The organism is Pseudomonas sp. GL_091 (assembly GCF_057837725.1).
This window is the reverse complement of the sequence record NZ_CM174451.1, coordinates 5,875,721-5,891,487: the sequence shown is the minus strand read 5'-3', so window position 1 is coordinate 5,891,487 and position 15,767 is coordinate 5,875,721. Positions and strand designations below refer to the sequence as shown.

Annotated in this window: 17 protein-coding genes; 11 read left to right on the top strand and 6 right to left on the bottom strand. The window is 61.4% G+C overall.

Translation table 11 applies throughout. The annotated features are described in order from the left end of the window. Window positions 1-102: 102 nt before the first annotated feature. On the top strand, window positions 103-999 hold the full coding sequence (locus AC3ITY_RS26770) for a helix-turn-helix domain-containing protein (protein WP_223459615.1): 897 nt from the start codon (window positions 103-105) through the stop codon (window positions 997-999). A gap of 9 nt (window positions 1,000-1,008) precedes the next feature. Here AC3ITY_RS26770 and AC3ITY_RS26765 read toward each other — a convergent pair whose 3' ends face one another. Together AC3ITY_RS26765 and AC3ITY_RS26760 are read right to left on the bottom strand one after the other, a co-directional pair. Next, window positions 1,009-1,185: a hypothetical protein gene (locus AC3ITY_RS26765; RefSeq protein ID WP_191624890.1), complete on the bottom strand. Its 177-nt coding sequence runs from the start codon at window positions 1,183-1,185 to the stop codon at window positions 1,009-1,011. A gap of 114 nt (window positions 1,186-1,299) precedes the next feature. Beyond that, window positions 1,300-2,205 carry a LysR family transcriptional regulator gene (locus AC3ITY_RS26760; protein WP_489305999.1) on the bottom strand — a complete coding sequence of 302 codons (906 nt, stop codon included), beginning with the start codon at window positions 2,203-2,205 and terminating at the stop codon, window positions 1,300-1,302. A gap of 230 nt (window positions 2,206-2,435) precedes the next feature. On the opposite strand from AC3ITY_RS26760, the gene AC3ITY_RS26755 reads away from it, so the two are divergent. Together AC3ITY_RS26755 and AC3ITY_RS26750 are read left to right on the top strand one after the other, a co-directional pair. Next, window positions 2,436-3,314 carry an MBL fold metallo-hydrolase gene (locus AC3ITY_RS26755; protein WP_489305998.1) on the top strand — a complete coding sequence of 293 codons (879 nt, stop codon included), beginning with the start codon at window positions 2,436-2,438 and terminating at the stop codon, window positions 3,312-3,314. 46 nt (window positions 3,315-3,360) lie between these two features. Beyond that, on the top strand, window positions 3,361-3,975 hold the full coding sequence (locus tag AC3ITY_RS26750; RefSeq protein ID WP_489305996.1) for an NAD(P)-dependent oxidoreductase: 615 nt from the start codon (window positions 3,361-3,363) through the stop codon (window positions 3,973-3,975). Between the two features lie 115 nt (window positions 3,976-4,090). Here the strand turns inward: AC3ITY_RS26750 and AC3ITY_RS26745 are convergent, their stop codons facing one another. Beyond that, complete coding sequence (locus AC3ITY_RS26745; protein ID WP_489305994.1) at window positions 4,091-4,972, bottom strand: LysR substrate-binding domain-containing protein; 882 nt, start codon at window positions 4,970-4,972, stop codon at window positions 4,091-4,093. Window positions 4,973-5,131: 159 nt separating this feature from the next. Between AC3ITY_RS26745 and AC3ITY_RS26740 the strand changes: the two genes are divergently transcribed. The 6 genes from AC3ITY_RS26740 to AC3ITY_RS26715 all read left to right on the top strand — a co-directional run bounded on the left by AC3ITY_RS26740 (window position 5,132) and on the right by AC3ITY_RS26715 (window position 12,607). After that, a complete protein-coding gene (locus AC3ITY_RS26740) occupies window positions 5,132-6,769 on the top strand; it encodes a 5-guanidino-2-oxopentanoate decarboxylase (protein ID WP_489305993.1) in 1,638 nt (545 codons plus the stop codon). Continuing rightward, window positions 6,766-8,214 (top strand): aldehyde dehydrogenase family protein, encoded by a 1,449-nt coding sequence (locus AC3ITY_RS26735; RefSeq protein WP_489305992.1) that lies wholly within the window; start codon window positions 6,766-6,768, stop codon window positions 8,212-8,214. The genes AC3ITY_RS26740 and AC3ITY_RS26735 overlap by 4 nt, the downstream gene beginning before the upstream one ends. Before the next feature lie 295 nt (window positions 8,215-8,509). Then, window positions 8,510-9,613, top strand: coding sequence for an ABC transporter substrate-binding protein (locus AC3ITY_RS26730; RefSeq protein WP_007986100.1), 1,104 nt, complete (start codon window positions 8,510-8,512; stop codon window positions 9,611-9,613). A gap of 166 nt (window positions 9,614-9,779) precedes the next feature. After that, window positions 9,780-10,688, top strand: coding sequence for an ABC transporter permease (locus AC3ITY_RS26725; RefSeq protein ID WP_046042160.1), 909 nt, complete (start codon window positions 9,780-9,782; stop codon window positions 10,686-10,688). Further along, window positions 10,685-11,533: an ABC transporter permease gene (locus tag AC3ITY_RS26720; protein WP_223532186.1), complete on the top strand. Its 849-nt coding sequence runs from the start codon at window positions 10,685-10,687 to the stop codon at window positions 11,531-11,533. Before AC3ITY_RS26725 ends, AC3ITY_RS26720 begins: the two co-directional genes overlap by 4 nt. 18 nt (window positions 11,534-11,551) lie before the next feature. Further along, window positions 11,552-12,607 (top strand): ABC transporter ATP-binding protein, encoded by a 1,056-nt coding sequence (locus AC3ITY_RS26715; RefSeq protein ID WP_150757246.1) that lies wholly within the window; start codon window positions 11,552-11,554, stop codon window positions 12,605-12,607. Window positions 12,608-12,747: 140 nt separating this feature from the next. On the opposite strand, the gene AC3ITY_RS26710 is transcribed toward AC3ITY_RS26715, so the two are convergent. Next, window positions 12,748-13,677, bottom strand: coding sequence for an AraC family transcriptional regulator (locus tag AC3ITY_RS26710; protein WP_489305990.1), 930 nt, complete (start codon window positions 13,675-13,677; stop codon window positions 12,748-12,750). Between the two features lie 339 nt (window positions 13,678-14,016). On the opposite strand from AC3ITY_RS26710, the gene AC3ITY_RS26705 reads away from it, so the two are divergent. Together AC3ITY_RS26705 and AC3ITY_RS26700 are read left to right on the top strand one after the other, a co-directional pair. Beyond that, a complete protein-coding gene (locus tag AC3ITY_RS26705) occupies window positions 14,017-14,370 on the top strand; it encodes a putative quinol monooxygenase (RefSeq protein WP_150754824.1) in 354 nt (117 codons plus the stop codon). 41 nt (window positions 14,371-14,411) lie between these two features. After that, the gene (locus AC3ITY_RS26700; protein ID WP_223532182.1) at window positions 14,412-14,642 is read left to right on the top strand and encodes a hypothetical protein; all 231 of its coding nucleotides are present in this window, start codon (window positions 14,412-14,414) and stop codon (window positions 14,640-14,642) included. A 5-nt stretch (window positions 14,643-14,647) separates the two neighbouring features. Here AC3ITY_RS26700 and AC3ITY_RS26695 read toward each other — a convergent pair whose 3' ends face one another. Together AC3ITY_RS26695 and AC3ITY_RS26690 are read right to left on the bottom strand one after the other, a co-directional pair. Continuing rightward, a complete protein-coding gene (locus tag AC3ITY_RS26695) occupies window positions 14,648-15,271 on the bottom strand; it encodes a flavin reductase family protein (protein ID WP_489305989.1) in 624 nt (207 codons plus the stop codon). Window positions 15,272-15,454: 183 nt separating this feature from the next. Continuing rightward, window positions 15,455-15,688 carry a hypothetical protein gene (locus tag AC3ITY_RS26690; RefSeq protein WP_489305987.1) on the bottom strand — a complete coding sequence of 78 codons (234 nt, stop codon included), beginning with the start codon at window positions 15,686-15,688 and terminating at the stop codon, window positions 15,455-15,457. Window positions 15,689-15,767 lie beyond the last annotated feature (79 nt).

Genomic DNA, 15,767 nt, shown 5'->3' with positions numbered 1-15,767 from the left:
GCGGGTCTGTCAATTGAAGGTGAAAACTGAGCCGATAGCTGTACATTCTGCCAATCGGTGCGATTATCGCCCGTCATCTACTCCGAGGCCTGGATTGAAGTGATGAACAAGCCTGACCTGCCTTCGATTCCGGTGTTCAAGCTCTACGGTGAAAGCCTGGATTGGCCGACCCCGGACTTGCTGCACTGTGAAACCATTTCCAAACGCAGTCGCGAACATCATTGGGAAATCAAACCGCACCGCCACGCTGATTTGTGCCAGTTGCTCTTCGTGTTCAAAGGTCAGGCAGAGCTTGAAATCGAAGGCAAGCGTACGCAACTGGTGGAGCCGGCGATCCAGATCCTGCCTCCGCTGTCGGTGCACGGCTTTCGCTTTTCCGAAGACGTGGAAGGGTTTGTCGTGACCCTGGCCGCGCCGCTGATTGCCCACCTGCAGATGCAGTTGGGGCACTCGGTCAATGCCCTGGCCCAGGCCGAAAGTTACCCGGCAGGCAAGGACGCCGAGTACCTCAGCAGCCTGTTCAGTGCCCTGCAGAATGAATACACCAGTCATCAACCGGCGCGGGAAATGCTCATGCATTCGCTGGTCAGTGTGATCGTGGTGTGGGTCAGCCGCCAGGTGATCCAGCGGCGCACCGCCATGGCGCGACCGCAGCGCGCCCGGGAATACCTCAACGGGTTTATTCAACTGGTGGAGGAGACCTATCGCCAGCACGTCAAGGTCGAGGACCTGGCGCACCGACTGGGGATATCCGTGTCGCACCTCAACGGCACTTGCCGTGAATTGGCGGGGCAACCGGCGTTGCAGATCATGCACGAACGGCAATTGCTGGAGGCCAAGCGTTTGCTGACCTACACCAGCATGACCATTTATGAAATGTCCGACGTGTTGGGGTTTTCCGATCCGACCAACTTCACGCGCCTGTTCCGGCGTCGAGTGGGGATTTCGCCCAAGGCGTTTCGCGACCGCTTGAAGGCCGATCAGGACAACGAAGCCTGACCCCCTTCGTTACCGGAGGGTGTTGAAGGTAGCGTTGTGGGGGATGCAGCGCTCGAAGTTGCAGCTCGCGGCTTCACGGGGCAGGTTGCGCAACTGCTCGACGCGCCAGGCGGCAGCGCCATACAGCCCGAGTGTGACCGCGCAGGTGATGAAAATCGCGAGGTATCTTCTTGTTCTGATGTTCATGGCGTTGACCTCTGAACCAATACCTTTCGGTATTACTTTGAGCATAGGTCAGTGCCATTGAGTTGCCAGCAATAGCGCGGTATTCAGAACACTGATCACCCCTGTGGGAGCTGGTCACAGGCCGATATCCCATTCCGGTTTTTCCGGAAATCTAAGCACCAGAAAATCCAGCAAGCTGCGCAACGCCGCCGGCATGTGCTTGCGCGAGGCATACACCGCATACACGTTCATTTGCCGGGGTTCGGCCGCCGGCAGCAGGCGAATCAACTCGCCGCTGTGGATGTGCACGCCGGCCTGGTACGTGGGCAGCATCGCCACCCCGGCGCCGGCGATCGTTGCGCGTAGCAGCGTGCTGGCCTCGTTGGCGCTGATGTTGCCCTGCACCGGTACTGAAACCTGCTCGCCGTCCTGCTCGAAATGCCACAGGCTTTTGCCGAAGTAGGAATGGGTCAGGCAATTGTGCAGGCTCAGTTCCTCGACCCGTTGTGGCGCCGGATGCTCGCGCAAGTAAGCGGGGGAAGCACAGATCACCGAGCGGCAAACCGTCAGGCGGCGGGCGATCAGGTTCGGGTCCAGATCGTTGCTGGTGCGGATCGCCAGGTCGATGCGCTCATCAACCAGGTTCACGGTGCGGTCGAGCATCTGCATGTCGATGCTGACGCCGGGGTAGCGTCGGACATAGGCGGCCATGGCATCGGCGAGTTGCGCCTGGCCGAAGGAGGTGCTGACGCTGATCCGCAGCAGGCCGCGTGGTGCGTCATCCGGTTCGCTGACGGCGGCTTGCATGTCGGTGGACAAATCGAGCATCTGCCGACAGCGGGGCAGGATCTCGTTGCCGGCGGCGGTCAGGCTCAACTTGCGTGTGGTGCGATGCATCAGGCGCGCGCCGACCCAGTCTTCCAGTTCCGCCAGATACCGCGATACCACCGGCCGTGACAGCTCCAGATGATCGGCGGCGGCCGACTGGCTGCCGAGGTCGACCACTGTGACGAACACGCGCATTGCTTGAAGACGATCCATGATTTGCCCGCTTTCAGAAACAAACTATGTTCAAGCATCGCATTTTTTGTACTGAGTCAGGCAACTAAGCTCTGTTCCTCTGTAGGAGCGAGCTTGCTCCGGGCGGCGTTCCGACGATGGACCCCCAGGCGCCGCGTTTAACCGGCAAGTACGCGTCATCGTTTACGACCATCGCGAGCAAGCTCGCTCCTACAAGGGACCACGACAGCCATTGGAATACGGAGCAACAGATGATCGGTTTCACCACTTTAAAGCGGGTTTTGCTGGCAGGCGCCGCCCTCGGTTTCGCCGCCGATGCAGCCGCCTCGACCCTGACGCTGGATGTCTATAACCCCGGCGAAAAAGCCATCTTCCCGGTGACCTCGGTGCTGGTCAGTGGCGAGAAAGAAGCGATCCTGGTGGATGCGCAATTCGGCAAATCCCAGGCCGAACAGGTGGTGGAAAAAATCCGCGCCAGCGGCAAGCAGTTGACCACCATCTACATCAGCCACGGTGACCCGGACTACTACTTCGGCCTCGATACCCTGACGGCCGCGTTCCCCAAGGCCAAGGTCCTCGCCTCGCAACCGACCGTTGACCACATCAAGCGAACCGTCGACGGCAAACTGGCGTTCTGGGGGCCGAAAATGGGCGCCGACGTGCCGGCCAAAACCATCGTGCCTGACGTGCTCAAGGGTGACAGCCTGATCCTCGAAGGGCAGAAGTTGCAGGTGGTTGGTCTTGAGGGCCCGCAACCGGATCGCAGCTTTGTGTGGATTCCGTCGATCAAGGCCGTGGTCGGTGGTGTCGTGGTGGCGCAAAACATCCACGTGTGGATGGCGGACACGCAAACGCCACAGTCCCATGCCGATTGGTTGGCTACGCTGCATTCCATTGAAACCCTGAAGCCGCAGACCGTGGTGCCGGGTCATTACCTTGGTGAGAGCGATCGCTCCCTGGCAGCCGTGCAGTCCACCGCCGCTTACATCAAAGCCTTCGACGAAGAAGCCGCCAAGGCCAAGGATTCTGCCGCGCTGATCGCGGCGATGAAAAAACGCTTCCCGACCCTGGGTGATGAAAGCTCCCTGGAGCTGAGCGCCAAGGTCGCGAAGGGCGAGATGAAGTGGTAACCCGCCTCAACTGAAATCCAAGAAGCTCAACCCACTGGAGAACGTCATGAGCAAAATCGCAATCATCGGTGCCACCGGTCGTGCCGGTAGCCAACTGCTGGAAGAGTCCCTGCGTCGCGGTCACAGCGTTACCGCCATCGCCCGCGACACATCGAAAATCGACCCGCGTGAAGGTGTGGTCGGCAAGGCCGTCGATGCCCTTGATGCCGCTGCGTTGCAAGCTGCAATTGCGGGCCATGACGTGGTTATCAGTGCGGCGCATTTCGCCACGCTACCTGCCAGCGCAGTCGTTGGCCCGGTGAAAAAAGCAGGGGTCAAACGTCTGCTGGTGGTGGGCGGGGCGGGTTCGCTGCTATTGCCCGATGGCACTCGAGTGATCGATAGCGAAGGTTTCCCTGAGGCTTACAAGGCAGAGGCCAGTGCCGGTGCCGAATTCCTCGCAAACTTGCGTGAAGAGCGGGATCTGGACTGGACCTTCCTCTCGCCATCGGCCGAATTTGTCGAGGGCGAGCGCACCGGGAAATTCCGCCTCGGTCAGGATGATTTGCTGGTGAGCAGCGCAGGGCGCAGTTGGATTACCTTTGCCGACTATGCGATTGCGATGCTCGACGAAGTGGAAACACCGAAGCATTCGCGGCAGCGGTTTACAGTCGGATATTGATGGCGTGGCTTAAACCATTCGCGAGCAAGCCCGCTCTCACAATAGATCTCTCGTGAACACAGCGTTTGTGTACGAGGGTGATCAAGTGTGGGAGCGGGCTTGCTCGCGAAGCTTTTCAGCGGCTCTGCGCCTGCTCCACCAACCAGCCCATCAATTCCCTCAACTTCGGCGAAGGCCCGGGTTTTTCGGGGAACACCAGGTAATACGCCAGTCCCGTTGTCACCTTCAATTCGAATGGCATGACCAGCCGCCCGGCGTTCAGGTCATCGCCGATCAGCGACCAGTCGCCAATCGCCACCCCCGTTCCCTGGGACGCCATCGACATCGCCAGGTCCAATGTTTCGAAATGCTGGCCCTTGCCGACATTGGTCAAATGCACATCCGCCGCTTTCAACCAGGCCTTCCAGTCCCGTTCATCGCGGGTCGGGTGCAGCAGCAGGTGCTGTTGCAGATCGGTCGGTGTCTGCAGGGGCATGGGGCCTTCGAGTATCGGCCTGGAACACACAGGCGTGAGTTGTTCGTCGAAGAGTTTTTGCGACATCAATGAATCGTCCGGCGGTGCGCCGTACATCACCGCCGCATCGAACTGCTCGCGATGAAAATCCACCCCGTGCTTGACCGTGGTGGTCAGTTCCACCGGCACGTCCGGGCGTTCCCTTTGCCATTGCAACAGACGCGGCAGTAACCAGCGCATGACGCAGGTCGGTGCCTTGAGCTGCAGGGTTTCACGCTTCTCGCCGATCTGCTCAACGGCCTCGTCGATCAGGCCGAAAATCTGCTGGACCCGTGGCAGCCATTCCCGTCCCTCGGCTGTCAGGTCCAGGCCTCGGGCCAGGCGGATGAACAGTTCATAACCCAGATGATCTTCCAGCCCGGCGATCTGCCGACTCACCGCGCCCTGGGTGATGTGCAGCTGTTCGGCGGCCCGGGTGAAATTGCAGCACTGCGCGGTAATCAGAAAGGTGTGCAGCGCCGGCAGGGGAGGCAGTCGTTTCATTGGGATCCAAGGTATGACGTGAGGACATGGCTAGTATGACTTTTTATCCATTGTTGCGGCTACGTCCCGCCCGTTCCAATGAGGCCATTCCCGGGCCTGCGAATCCATCATAAACACAGCGCACGCCCGGTGTCTCAAACGAACAAAAAGGGCAAAGACATGGCGACGTGCGGCGAAGTATTGGTCAAGTTACTCGAAAACTACGGGGTCGAGCAGGTGTTCGGCATTCCGGGGGTGCATACCGTGGAGCTGTATCGCGGGCTGGCCCGTTCGAGCATCAACCACGTCACGCCGCGCCATGAACAGGGCGCCGGCTTCATGGCCGACGGCTACGCCCGCACCAGCGGCAAGCCGGGTGTGTGCTTCATCATCACCGGCCCTGGCATGACCAACATCACCACCGCCATGGGCCAGGCCTATGCCGATTCGATCCCGATGCTGGTGATCTCCAGCGTGCAATCGCGCAGCCAGTTGGGCGGCGGTCGCGGCAAGCTGCATGAGCTGCCGAACCAGGGCGCACTGTGTGCCGGTGTCGCGGCGTTCTCCCACACCCTGATGTCGGCGTCCGAGCTGCCGGGCGTGCTGGCCCGCGCCTTTGCGCTGTTCCAGGCTGGCCGTCCGCGTCCGGTGCACATTGAAATTCCGCTGGATGTGTTGGTTGAAGAAGCCGACGACTTGCTCGCCAGCCTGCCGGTCAATATCGACCGCGCCGGTGCTTCGCCGAGCGCCGTGTCGCGCATGACCGAATTGCTGGCCGGCGCCAAGCGTCCGCTGATTCTCGCCGGTGGCGGCGCCATCGACGCGGCTGTCGAGCTGACTGAGCTGGCCGAACTGCTGGACGCGCCGGTCGCCCTGACCATCAATGCCAAGGGCATGCTCGCCTCCGGCCACCCGCTGTTGATCGGCTCGACCCAAAGCCTGGTCGCTACCCGTGCACTGGTCGCCGAGGCCGACGTGGTACTGGCCATCGGTACCGAACTGGCCGAGACCGACTACGACGTGACCTTCGCCGGTGGTTTCGAAATTCCTGGCAAGTTGCTGCGCGTCGACATCGACCCGGACCAGACCGTGCGCAACTACCCGCCGCACGTGGCACTGGTGGCCGACTCGCGCAACGCCGCCCAGGCTTTGCTCAGTGCCCTGTCGCACAAATCACTGGCCGAGCGCCGCAACGATTGGGGCCAGGTGCGTGCCGCCCGTTTGCGTGAAGAACTGGCCGCGGCCTGGGACGCACCGACCCTGGCTCAGACCCGCCTCCTCGAAACCGTGCTGCACGAACTGCCGGACGCGGTGTTCGTCGGCGATTCGACCCAGCCGGTGTACACCGGCAACCTGACGTTCAACCCGGAGCGTCCGCGTCGCTGGTTCAACTCGTCTACTGGTTACGGCACCCTCGGCTACGCCTTGCCGGCGGCGATTGGCGCCTGGCTGGGTGGCAGCGTCGAAGGTGGCGCGCGTCCTCCAGTGGTGTGCCTGATCGGCGACGGCGGCCTGCAGTTCACCCTGCCGGAACTGGCCAGCGCCGTTGAAGCGCGCACCCCGGTGATCGTGCTGCTGTGGAATAACCAGGGCTACGAAGAGATCAAGAAATACATGGTCAACCGCGCCATCGAGCCGGTGGGCGTGGACATCTACACCCCGGACTTCATCGGTGTGGCCAAGGCATTGGGTTGCGCCGCCGAAGCGGTCAGCAGTGTCGAGCAACTGCGCGGCGCATTGCGTGTGGCCACCGATCGCCAGGGCCCGACCCTGATTGAAATCGACCAGACCCAGTGGATGCAGGCGGTGTCGAAATGAGCTTCCCTACGACCCTGGATGGCCTGTACATCAACGGCCAATGGTTGGCCGGCAACGAACACTTGCGTGTGATCAACCCGGCGACCGAAGCCCTGTTGACTACCGTGAATGGCGGCGATGAGCGCGCAGTTGAACAAGCGGTGAGCGCGGCGACCCAGGCGTTCGCCGACTGGTCGAAAACCACGGGCGCCGAACGCGGCGCGATCCTGCGCAAAATTGCCGCGGGCGTGCAGGCCAATCGTGAAAAGTTGATGCACTTGCAGTCGAGCAACAACGGCAAGCCGCAATTCGAAGCCGCGATCGACGTCGATGACGTGATCGCCACGTTCGAGTATTACGCCGGTCTGGCCGAAGGCCTGGACGCGAAACAGGACAGCGCCATTGAGCTGCCGACCGACGACTTCAGCGCTCGCCTGCGCCGCGAGCCGTGTGGCGTGGTCGGCCTGATCGTGCCGTGGAATTTCCCGATGGTCACCACCGCCTGGAAACTCGCCCCGGCCCTGGCCGCCGGTTGCTGCGTGGTGCTCAAGCCTTCGGAAGTGACGCCGCTGCCGGAGCTGGAACTGGCGGCGATCATCGCTGAAACCGGGTTGCCAGCGGGCGTGTTCAACCTGGTGTGCGGCACTGGCCTGGCCGTTGGCGCGCCCCTGTCGGCAGACTCGCGCATCGCGAAAATTTCCTTCACCGGCAGCAACGCGGTCGGCGTGCAGGTCATGCAACGGGCGGCTGAAACCGTCAAGGGCGTGAGCCTGGAGCTGGGCGGCAAATCCTCGCTGCTGGTGCTGGCCGATGCCGATCTCGACCTGGCGGTGGAAGTGGCCTGTGGCGGTGGTTTCTTCAACGCCGGGCAGATGTGCTCCGCCACCAGCCGAGTGCTAGTCGCCGATGAACTGGCCGATGAATTCCTGAGCCGAGTGAAGGCCCGTGCCGAAGCGATCCGCGTGGCTGACCCGTTCGATCCGAACGTGGAGATGGGCGCCCTGGTCAATCAGGCGCAATACCAACGCGTGCTCGGTCACATCGATCGCGGTTTGAGTGCCGGCGCCAAACTGGTTTGCGGTGGCAATCGCCCGCCCGACCTGCCGCGCGGATATTTTTTGCAGCCGACGGTTTTCACCGAAGTGCCCCTCGACAGTGCGCTGTGGTGTGAAGAGATTTTCGGCCCGGTGATCTGCGTGCGCAGTTTTGCCTCTGAAGCCGAGGCGATTGCCCTGGCCAACGACAGTCAATTTGGATTGGTCGCCAGTGTGGTGACGCGCAACGCACAGACCGCTGACCGCGTCGCCAACGCTTTGCAGGCTGGGCTTGTGTGGATCAACGCGCCGCAGGTGATCTTCCCGCAGACCGCCTGGGGCGGCTACAAGCAGAGCAGCATCGGCCGCGAATTGGGCCCGTGGGGCTTGCAGGCTTTCCAGGAAATCAAACACGTGATTCGGGCTGTCTGACGCCGATCACTGTAGGAGCGAGCTTGCTCGCGAAGAACCTGAGAACGCTGCGGGGTATCAGGCCCACAGCGTTATCGTTGACGTCCATCGCGAGCAAGCTCGCTCCTACAGGAGGCATGCGCTGGCGTCATGGCTTCAATGAGTTTTTATCGATAGTCAGGTGTTTTACACGACCTCAGGATGAACTCGCTGGCTCAGCCAAGCCCCCGAAAATACGAGGGCTAACGCTGGTCCGGCCGCGCGGATGCAACAGTTTCGACCTGCCTCATACCTACAAAAACAAAGGGAGTCCGTAATGGGCGAGCATGATCTGAACAGACGTCAATTTATCAAGACCGTGGGCGTAGCCTCGGTTGCAGCGGCAGCCATGAGCATGCCGTTCATCAAGGCCAATGCCAGCGACACACGTTTTGCCGGCAAGACCCTGCGTTTGCTGACCTGGTCCGATGACACCGGTCTGGCCGCACTGCGCAACATCGCCGCGACGTTCGAAGACAAGTACGGCTGCAAGGTCATCGCTGACCGCACCGGCAGTACCTCGGAAATGGTCGCCAAGCTCAAGGCCGGCGGTGATCGTCCGCAGTACGACATCATCACCCTGGCAGGCGTCGGTGCCGAAGGTTTGGCCGCCGCCAACCTGCTGGAAAAACCCGACCTCAACCGCATTCCCAATCTCGTCGATGTACCGGAGAAATACCGCACCGGCGCCAATGGCCACGGTATCGGTTACCTGCTGTGGTGCAACAGCCTGGTCTACAGCACCCGCACCCAGAAACAAGCGCCGGACAGCTACGCGGCCCTGTGGGATCCAGAACTGGCCCCGAACATCTTCCTGCCACCGCCGAACTGGACCGAGGCCATGGACCTGATCATCATCGCCGCCAAACTGGCCGGTGGTGACGAGCACAACATCGAACCGGGCTTCAAGAAACTCGCCGAGCTGAAAGATCGTGTGGTGACCCTGGGCGAAAACCCGAACCAGATCGCCGAACTGTTCCGCACTGGTTCCCTGGACATGGGCGGCCTGTACGCACCAGCCTTCTTCCCGAAACAGATCCGCGATCCGAACTACGGCCTGGGCGCCACGTTCGGCATGAAGGAAGGTTTCTACACCGACCTGATGCTGTCGGTGATGCCGAAGAACCGACCGGGCGATACCGACATGGCCTACGCCTTCATCAACCACTCCCTGGACCCGCTGGTGCAGGGCAAGATGGCTGAAGACATCTACAACGGCCCGGTCAACGCCAAGGCGATCATCTCCGCCGAAGCACGCAAGAGCCCGTACATCCTCACGCCGGAGCAGATTGCCGAGAAGGCGATCATGCACGACAACGCCTTCCTGGCGACTGTGCATGACCAATGGATTCGTCGTTACACGGAAATCTTTTCTTCCTGATCTGTAGGAGCGAGCTTGCTCGCGATGGACGTTAACGATGACGAGGGCTGCCTGAATGTACAGGGCGCCTTCACGTCCTTCGCGAGCATGCTCGCTCCTACAGGGGGCCGGGGTTGGCACCCCGCTTCCGTGTGCCATTGATCCTCCATTGACGAGACCCTTTGCTATGGAACACCAACCTCTGACTCATCCGGTGAGTGCCGCCCCCGTGCGCGCCGCTCGGGGTGTTTCGCCAACGACGCGCGCCTGGCTTTTCCTCTCGCCGTCGATGCTGTTTCTTGGCGTACTGATTGCCGCGAGCCTCTTGGTACTGCGCATGAGCGTGGGCACCAAGGGCGCGGAATGGTCCGGGTTCAGCCTGGCCAGTTACGCCCAGTTGCTGGAACCCTATTACCTCAAGTCGCTGATGCTGACCCTGCGCCTGGCGCTGATCAGCGCGGTGATCGCAGTGATTCTGGCGATCCCGGTGGCCTACACCATGTCGCGCCTGACCTCGCCGTTCGTGCGCCGGATCTTCCTTGCGGCGGTGTTGCTGCCATTGCTGGTCAACCTGTTGCTGCAAAGCTACGGCTGGCTGGTGATCCTCGGCCCTGGCGGCATGCTCAACCAGACCCTGATGGGCCTGGGCCTGATCAAACGCCCGATCATGCTGTTGTACAACCAGAACGGCGTGCTGATGGGCCTGGTGCAAACCGCCTTCCCGCTGGCCGTGTTGCCGATTGCCAGCGCCATGCGCGGCGTCGCCCGCAGTTACGAAGAAGCTGCTGCCACCCTCGGCGCCAGTCGCTTCCAGGTGTTCCGCCAGGTGGTATTGCCGATGAGCCTGCCGGGGATCATTACCGGTGCGACCCTGGTGTTCGCCTACAACGCCAGCAGTTTCGTGGTGCCCTTGCTGCTCGGTGGCCGGCGCGTGCCGATGCTGGCGGTGATGGTGCATGACCAGATCGCCCCGCTGATGAACTGGCCCGCCGCGTCCGCTGCCGGTGTGGTGCTGATCGTCACGACCCTCGCGATCATGACCCTGTCCGAATACATCACTGGCCGTCGTCGCCGCATGCTGGAGGCTTCGCAATGAGTACCCTGATCAAGAAGCGCCAGTCGCTGTTGCCGGGTGATACCGGCAAGTTCGCCGGCATCCTCTCGGGCTTCATCTTGCTGTTGGCGGTGTTGCCGATCCTGACCATGATCGTGATGTCGTTCAGCGGCGCGTCGAACCTCGACTTCCCGCCGAGCAGCTACAGCCTGCAATGGTACAAGGCCGCCTGGCACACCTTCGTGTCGCCGGACGCCAGCGACGTCCTGAGCCTCGGCCAGGCCATGAGCACCAGCCTGCTGGTGTCGTGCCTGACCATGATTTTCGCCACGATCATCGCGGTGCCGGCGGCCTACGCGCTGACTCGTTGTGAGTTCCGCGGCAAGGCCGTGGCGCTGCAACTGATGTCGTTGCCGCTGGTGTTCCCGATGGTGGTGTTGGGTCTGGCGTTGCTGCTGGTGTTCGACAGCCTGCCGTTCCACATGACCACCTCGCGCCTGGTGATTGCCCACGTGATCCTCGCGTTACCGTTCGTGGTGAAGAACTGCACGGCGGCGATGCTCTCCATCGGCAGCGAAGTCGAAGAGGCCGCGCAAATGCTCGGTGCTTCACCGCTGCGGGCGATTGTCGATGTGGTGGTGCCGTTGATGAAGTCGGGGATTCTGGCGGGCATGCTGCTGGCGTTCATCGTCTCGTTCAACGAATTCACCGTGACCTATTTCCTCTACACCATCGACGTCATGACCGTGCCGATCTGGATGTACAGCCGCACCGTGTCTTCGCTCGACCCAACCGTATTTTCGTTTGCCGTGCTGATCGTGCTGATCGACTTCGTCCTGATCTGGGCGCTGGAGAAGCTGGTTGGTGAAGGTGGCGTTTCGTTCTGATTTCTTGAGGTGATTCACATGTCTGGTCTGATTCTGGAAAACGTCGAGAAACATTACGGCTCGGCCTGCGCGGTAACGGATGTGAACCTGCATTTGCCCGAGGGAAAACTGGTGTGTTTCCTCGGCCCTTCGGGCTGCGGCAAAACTACGTTGCTGCGGATGATTGCCGGCCTTGAAACCCTGACTGGCGGCGAGATCCGCCTGGATGGCGAAGACATCGGCAACACCCCTGCGCACCTGCGCAACTTCGGCATGGTGTTCCAGTCCCTGGCGTTGTTCCCGCACATGACGGTCGGGGAGAACATCGCCTATCCGCTGAAACTGCGCGGGGTCAGCAAGGCCGATCAGCAGGCGCGGGTGGTGGAGTTGCTTGAGCTGATCCAGCTGCAAGCGATGATCAATCGCCCGGTGGCCAAGCTGTCCGGCGGCCAACGCCAGCGCGTGGCGATTGCCCGGGCGATTGCCTCGCACCCGAAAATCCTCCTGCTCGACGAACCGCTGTCGGCACTGGACGCCAAGCTGCGCGAGTCGATGCAGGTGGAAATCCGTCAACTGCAGCAACGTCTGAACATCACCACCATCATGGTGACCCATGACCAGCGCGAAGCAATGACCATGGCCGATATCGTGGTCGTATTGGGTGAGCACAAGGTGCAGCAGGTCGGCACGCCGATCGAGATCTACCGGCACCCGGCCAACGAGTTCGTCGCGGACTTCATCGGCTCGGGCAACATCTTCCCGGCCACGGTGCTGGGTAACGGCAAGGTCAGCTTGCCGGGCGGCGATGCGCTGCAAGTACCGATCTGCAGCAGCATTGTGGCCGGTGAAAAAGTGAAGATGCTGATTCGTCCGGAAGACCTGCAACTGTCAGCACCCCAGGCGACCGCGGGCAACCGCTTGCTGGGCAAGGTGACGTTCGTGCGCGATATCGGCGCGACCATCGAGACCACGGTGGAGTGTTCCGGTGTGTCGTTTACCGCACTGAGTACGCCGTGTCAGGGCTTTGGCCTGAGCGTTGGTCACCCGGTGTCGGTGACCTTGCCGGTGGAGGCTTGCCGGGTACTTGGGGCCTGATCCAAGGCTTGTATTGCCTGAGCTGGTCTCTTCGCTGGCAAGCCAGCTCCTACACGGATCGCGTTCTCATGAACAACGCGGCCCCCTGTAGGAGCTGGCTTGCCAGCGAAGGCGTCAGCTGCCGTGCCGCAATTTTCCGATCAAACCGACAGGCGTAACCGCGCCAAATCCCTAAGCGGCGGCGCCCCGAACAACCGGCTGTACTCCCGGCTGAACTGCGACGGACTTTCATACCCGACCCGATACCCCGCCGCCGAAGCCTCCAGCCCTTCGGCCAGCATCAGCCGCCGTGCTTCCTGCAGGCGCAACTGCTTCTGATACTGCAACGGACTCATCGCCGTCATCGCCTTGAAGCGGTGATGCAGTGTCGACACGCTCAGGTTCACTTCCTTGGCCAGATCATCGATGCGCAATGGCTGTTCAAAATTGCCGTTGAGCCATTTGATCGCCTGGCTGATGCGATGGCTCTGACTGTTGGCGATGGCGATTTCGTACAGCCTATGCCCCTGTTTGCTGCGCAACAGGCGATAAAGGATCTCCCGGCGAATCAGCGGCGCCAGCATGGCGATGTCTTTTGGCGTGTCCAGCAACCGTGCCAGGCGCAGCACGGCGTCGAGCATCGCGGTGTCGAGTTTTTCGACATACAGCCCGCGCCCGGTCGGCCGGGTGGGCACGCCGAGGGGCCCGGCGTCGGCGATCAGTGCGGTGATTTCCGCCGGGTCGATGTCCAGGCGCAAGGCCAGGATTGGTTCCTCTGGCGAGACATCCACCACCCGTCCACTGAGCGGCATCGAGACCGAGACCACCAGGTAGTTCAGCGGGTCGTAATTGAAGTATTCATCGGCCAGTCGAACTTCCTTGCGCCCCTGGGCCATGATGCACAGCGCCGGTTGCGCCAGCCCCGGGGCGAACTCGTGGGACTGGCTGTGGCGTGACATGAACAGCGAGCCGATGGCCGTGGCATAACTGCCATCTTCGGCGGTGTTACGGCGGATGATCGCCGCCAGTTCCGCGCGCTGCTTTTCCATGTCGGTGTCCAGCGGGGCTTGAAAGTGATCGAGGGACGACATGCGAGGCATCCTCGGCAAGGCATGGAAGGAATGGAGCAGAGCATAAGTTTGTGCAAGTGGCAGCGGTAGACACATCCTGTCAAATGCTTGCCTGATTCTGCTCGGGGTCGACCGGCGGTGTTGTCACTAGAGCCCTGTGCCTGAAAAACTTGCTTGAAACTCGTGTGGCAGAACCGTGACAGGGTTTTACCGCTTGTTACAGGCTGTCGATGCAGTTTCGCAGGATTGTGCAACGCGCCGGCAGGAATCGACTAACGAGACAGGCGTCGCGGCCCTTAACCTTTGATCCTGTCGCAGCCCGTCCCCCGGCTGCCACGCGACTCCCCGGGAGGGTTGAACATGTCCACGCAGATCCCCGTCAGTCATATGGCCTTCGTTCGAGCGCGCGCCGGGCGTTCGGCGGAACTTGGTGTGCGCCTCAGCGCCCTGATCGAACCGTCCCGCGCAGCGCCAGGCTGCCTGAGCTTTGCCTTGCAGCATTCGCAGTGCGACCCGGAACTGTGGCTGGTGTCCGGTTTCTGGAGCAATCAACAGGCCATGACCGCGTACTTCAGCACGCCGGCGATGGAGATTTTTGCCGAGCTGGTGCAGGAGCTGGTGGTCAACAGCCTGGATTTCCACACCTTCAAGGATGTCTCGGTGGCGCAGGCCCTCGGTCAGTCCGCAGTGGCGGTACACAAACTGGCCGGTTGAGGGTTTAATGGCAGTATTCTCAACCAGCCAGGATTCGCGACATGGCAAGAAAAGCCTTTGATCACTTCGAAGCTGTTTCCGCTGTAGTACCGGGCGAGGGTGGTTACCACGCCGCTATCGCCGTCAAAGCGCTGGGCGGTGCCGGCGCCCCGCGTTTTCACAAAGTGCTGGAAGGCCAGATCTTCAAGACCGCTCACGAGGCCGATGATGCGGCCGCCAAGGAGCTGACCCGCCTCAAGGACGTCAAGGAAAACACCGACCTGCTCTGGTAGTCACTTCACCGCCCCGGGCGGTACATCTTGAACAAGGCCTCAGGCCCCAGCTGGAAATAATCCGCTGGCCCGCCGCCGCGCAGAATCGGTTCTGCCGCGGCGGTGTCGTATATCCCGTCCTTCAACAGCCATTTGGCGATATGCACGGCGACCACTTCGCCGAGGATCAGCCAGCTCGGCACCACATTGCCGTCCGCCCGTTGCAACTGGATGATCTGCGTGACCTTGCACTCGAAGGACACCGGGCTCTCGGCCACCCGCGGCACCTGAATGATTTTCGAGGCAGCGGTCGTCAGCCCGGCCAGTTCGAACTCGTTGACCTCAGGTTTGACCATGGCGCTGCTCTGGTTCATCCGCTCGGCCAGCGGCCGGGTGGCCAGGTTCCAGGCGAACTCGCCGGTTTGCTCGATGTTGTTCAGGCTGTCTTTGCGTCCGACGCTGGAAAACCCAATGATCGGTGGGATGTAGTTGAAGGCGTTGAAGAAGCTGTAGGGCGCCAGGTTCAAGCGGCCCTCGGCATTCTGTGAAGAGATCCAGCCGATGGGGCGTGGGCCGACGATGGCGTTGAACGGATCGTGGGGCAGGCCGTGGCCGTTGGCGGGTTCGTAGAAGTAGATGTCGTCGGGCATGGGGATTTCCAGAACTTGCGGGAGACGCTCATGGTGCAAGCACGCGCCGCAGATTTCCAGTCGGATGTAGAACCCTGTGGGAGCGAGCTCGCTCCCACAGGTTTTATGTGATTGCCAGACTTTGTGGCCCCCCAAAAAACGACTAAGCCCGGCCGAAGCCGGGCTGTGAATTTCCCTCCACGATCAGCCGATAGCTTCAGCGCTACCGGTTTTGTCGAAACCGTCGGCAGCGACAGCGCCCGCGGTGCCGGTTTTATCGAAGCCGTCCGAGGCATAGGTGCCCGAGTGGCTGCGTTCGATGGCGGCGCTGGCACCGGACTCAAAAGAGGCCGAGCCGGTTTTGTCGTAGCCATCGGCTGCAAAGGTATTGGCAGCCAGCACGGAAAGGGTCAGGGCAAGGATCAATCGGGTTTTCATGACAGGTGCTCCAGGTACGTTCGCTATGGGTACGTTCAGGCACTCTTTCGAGGCCGTAACGGATATACGTGCGTCCTGT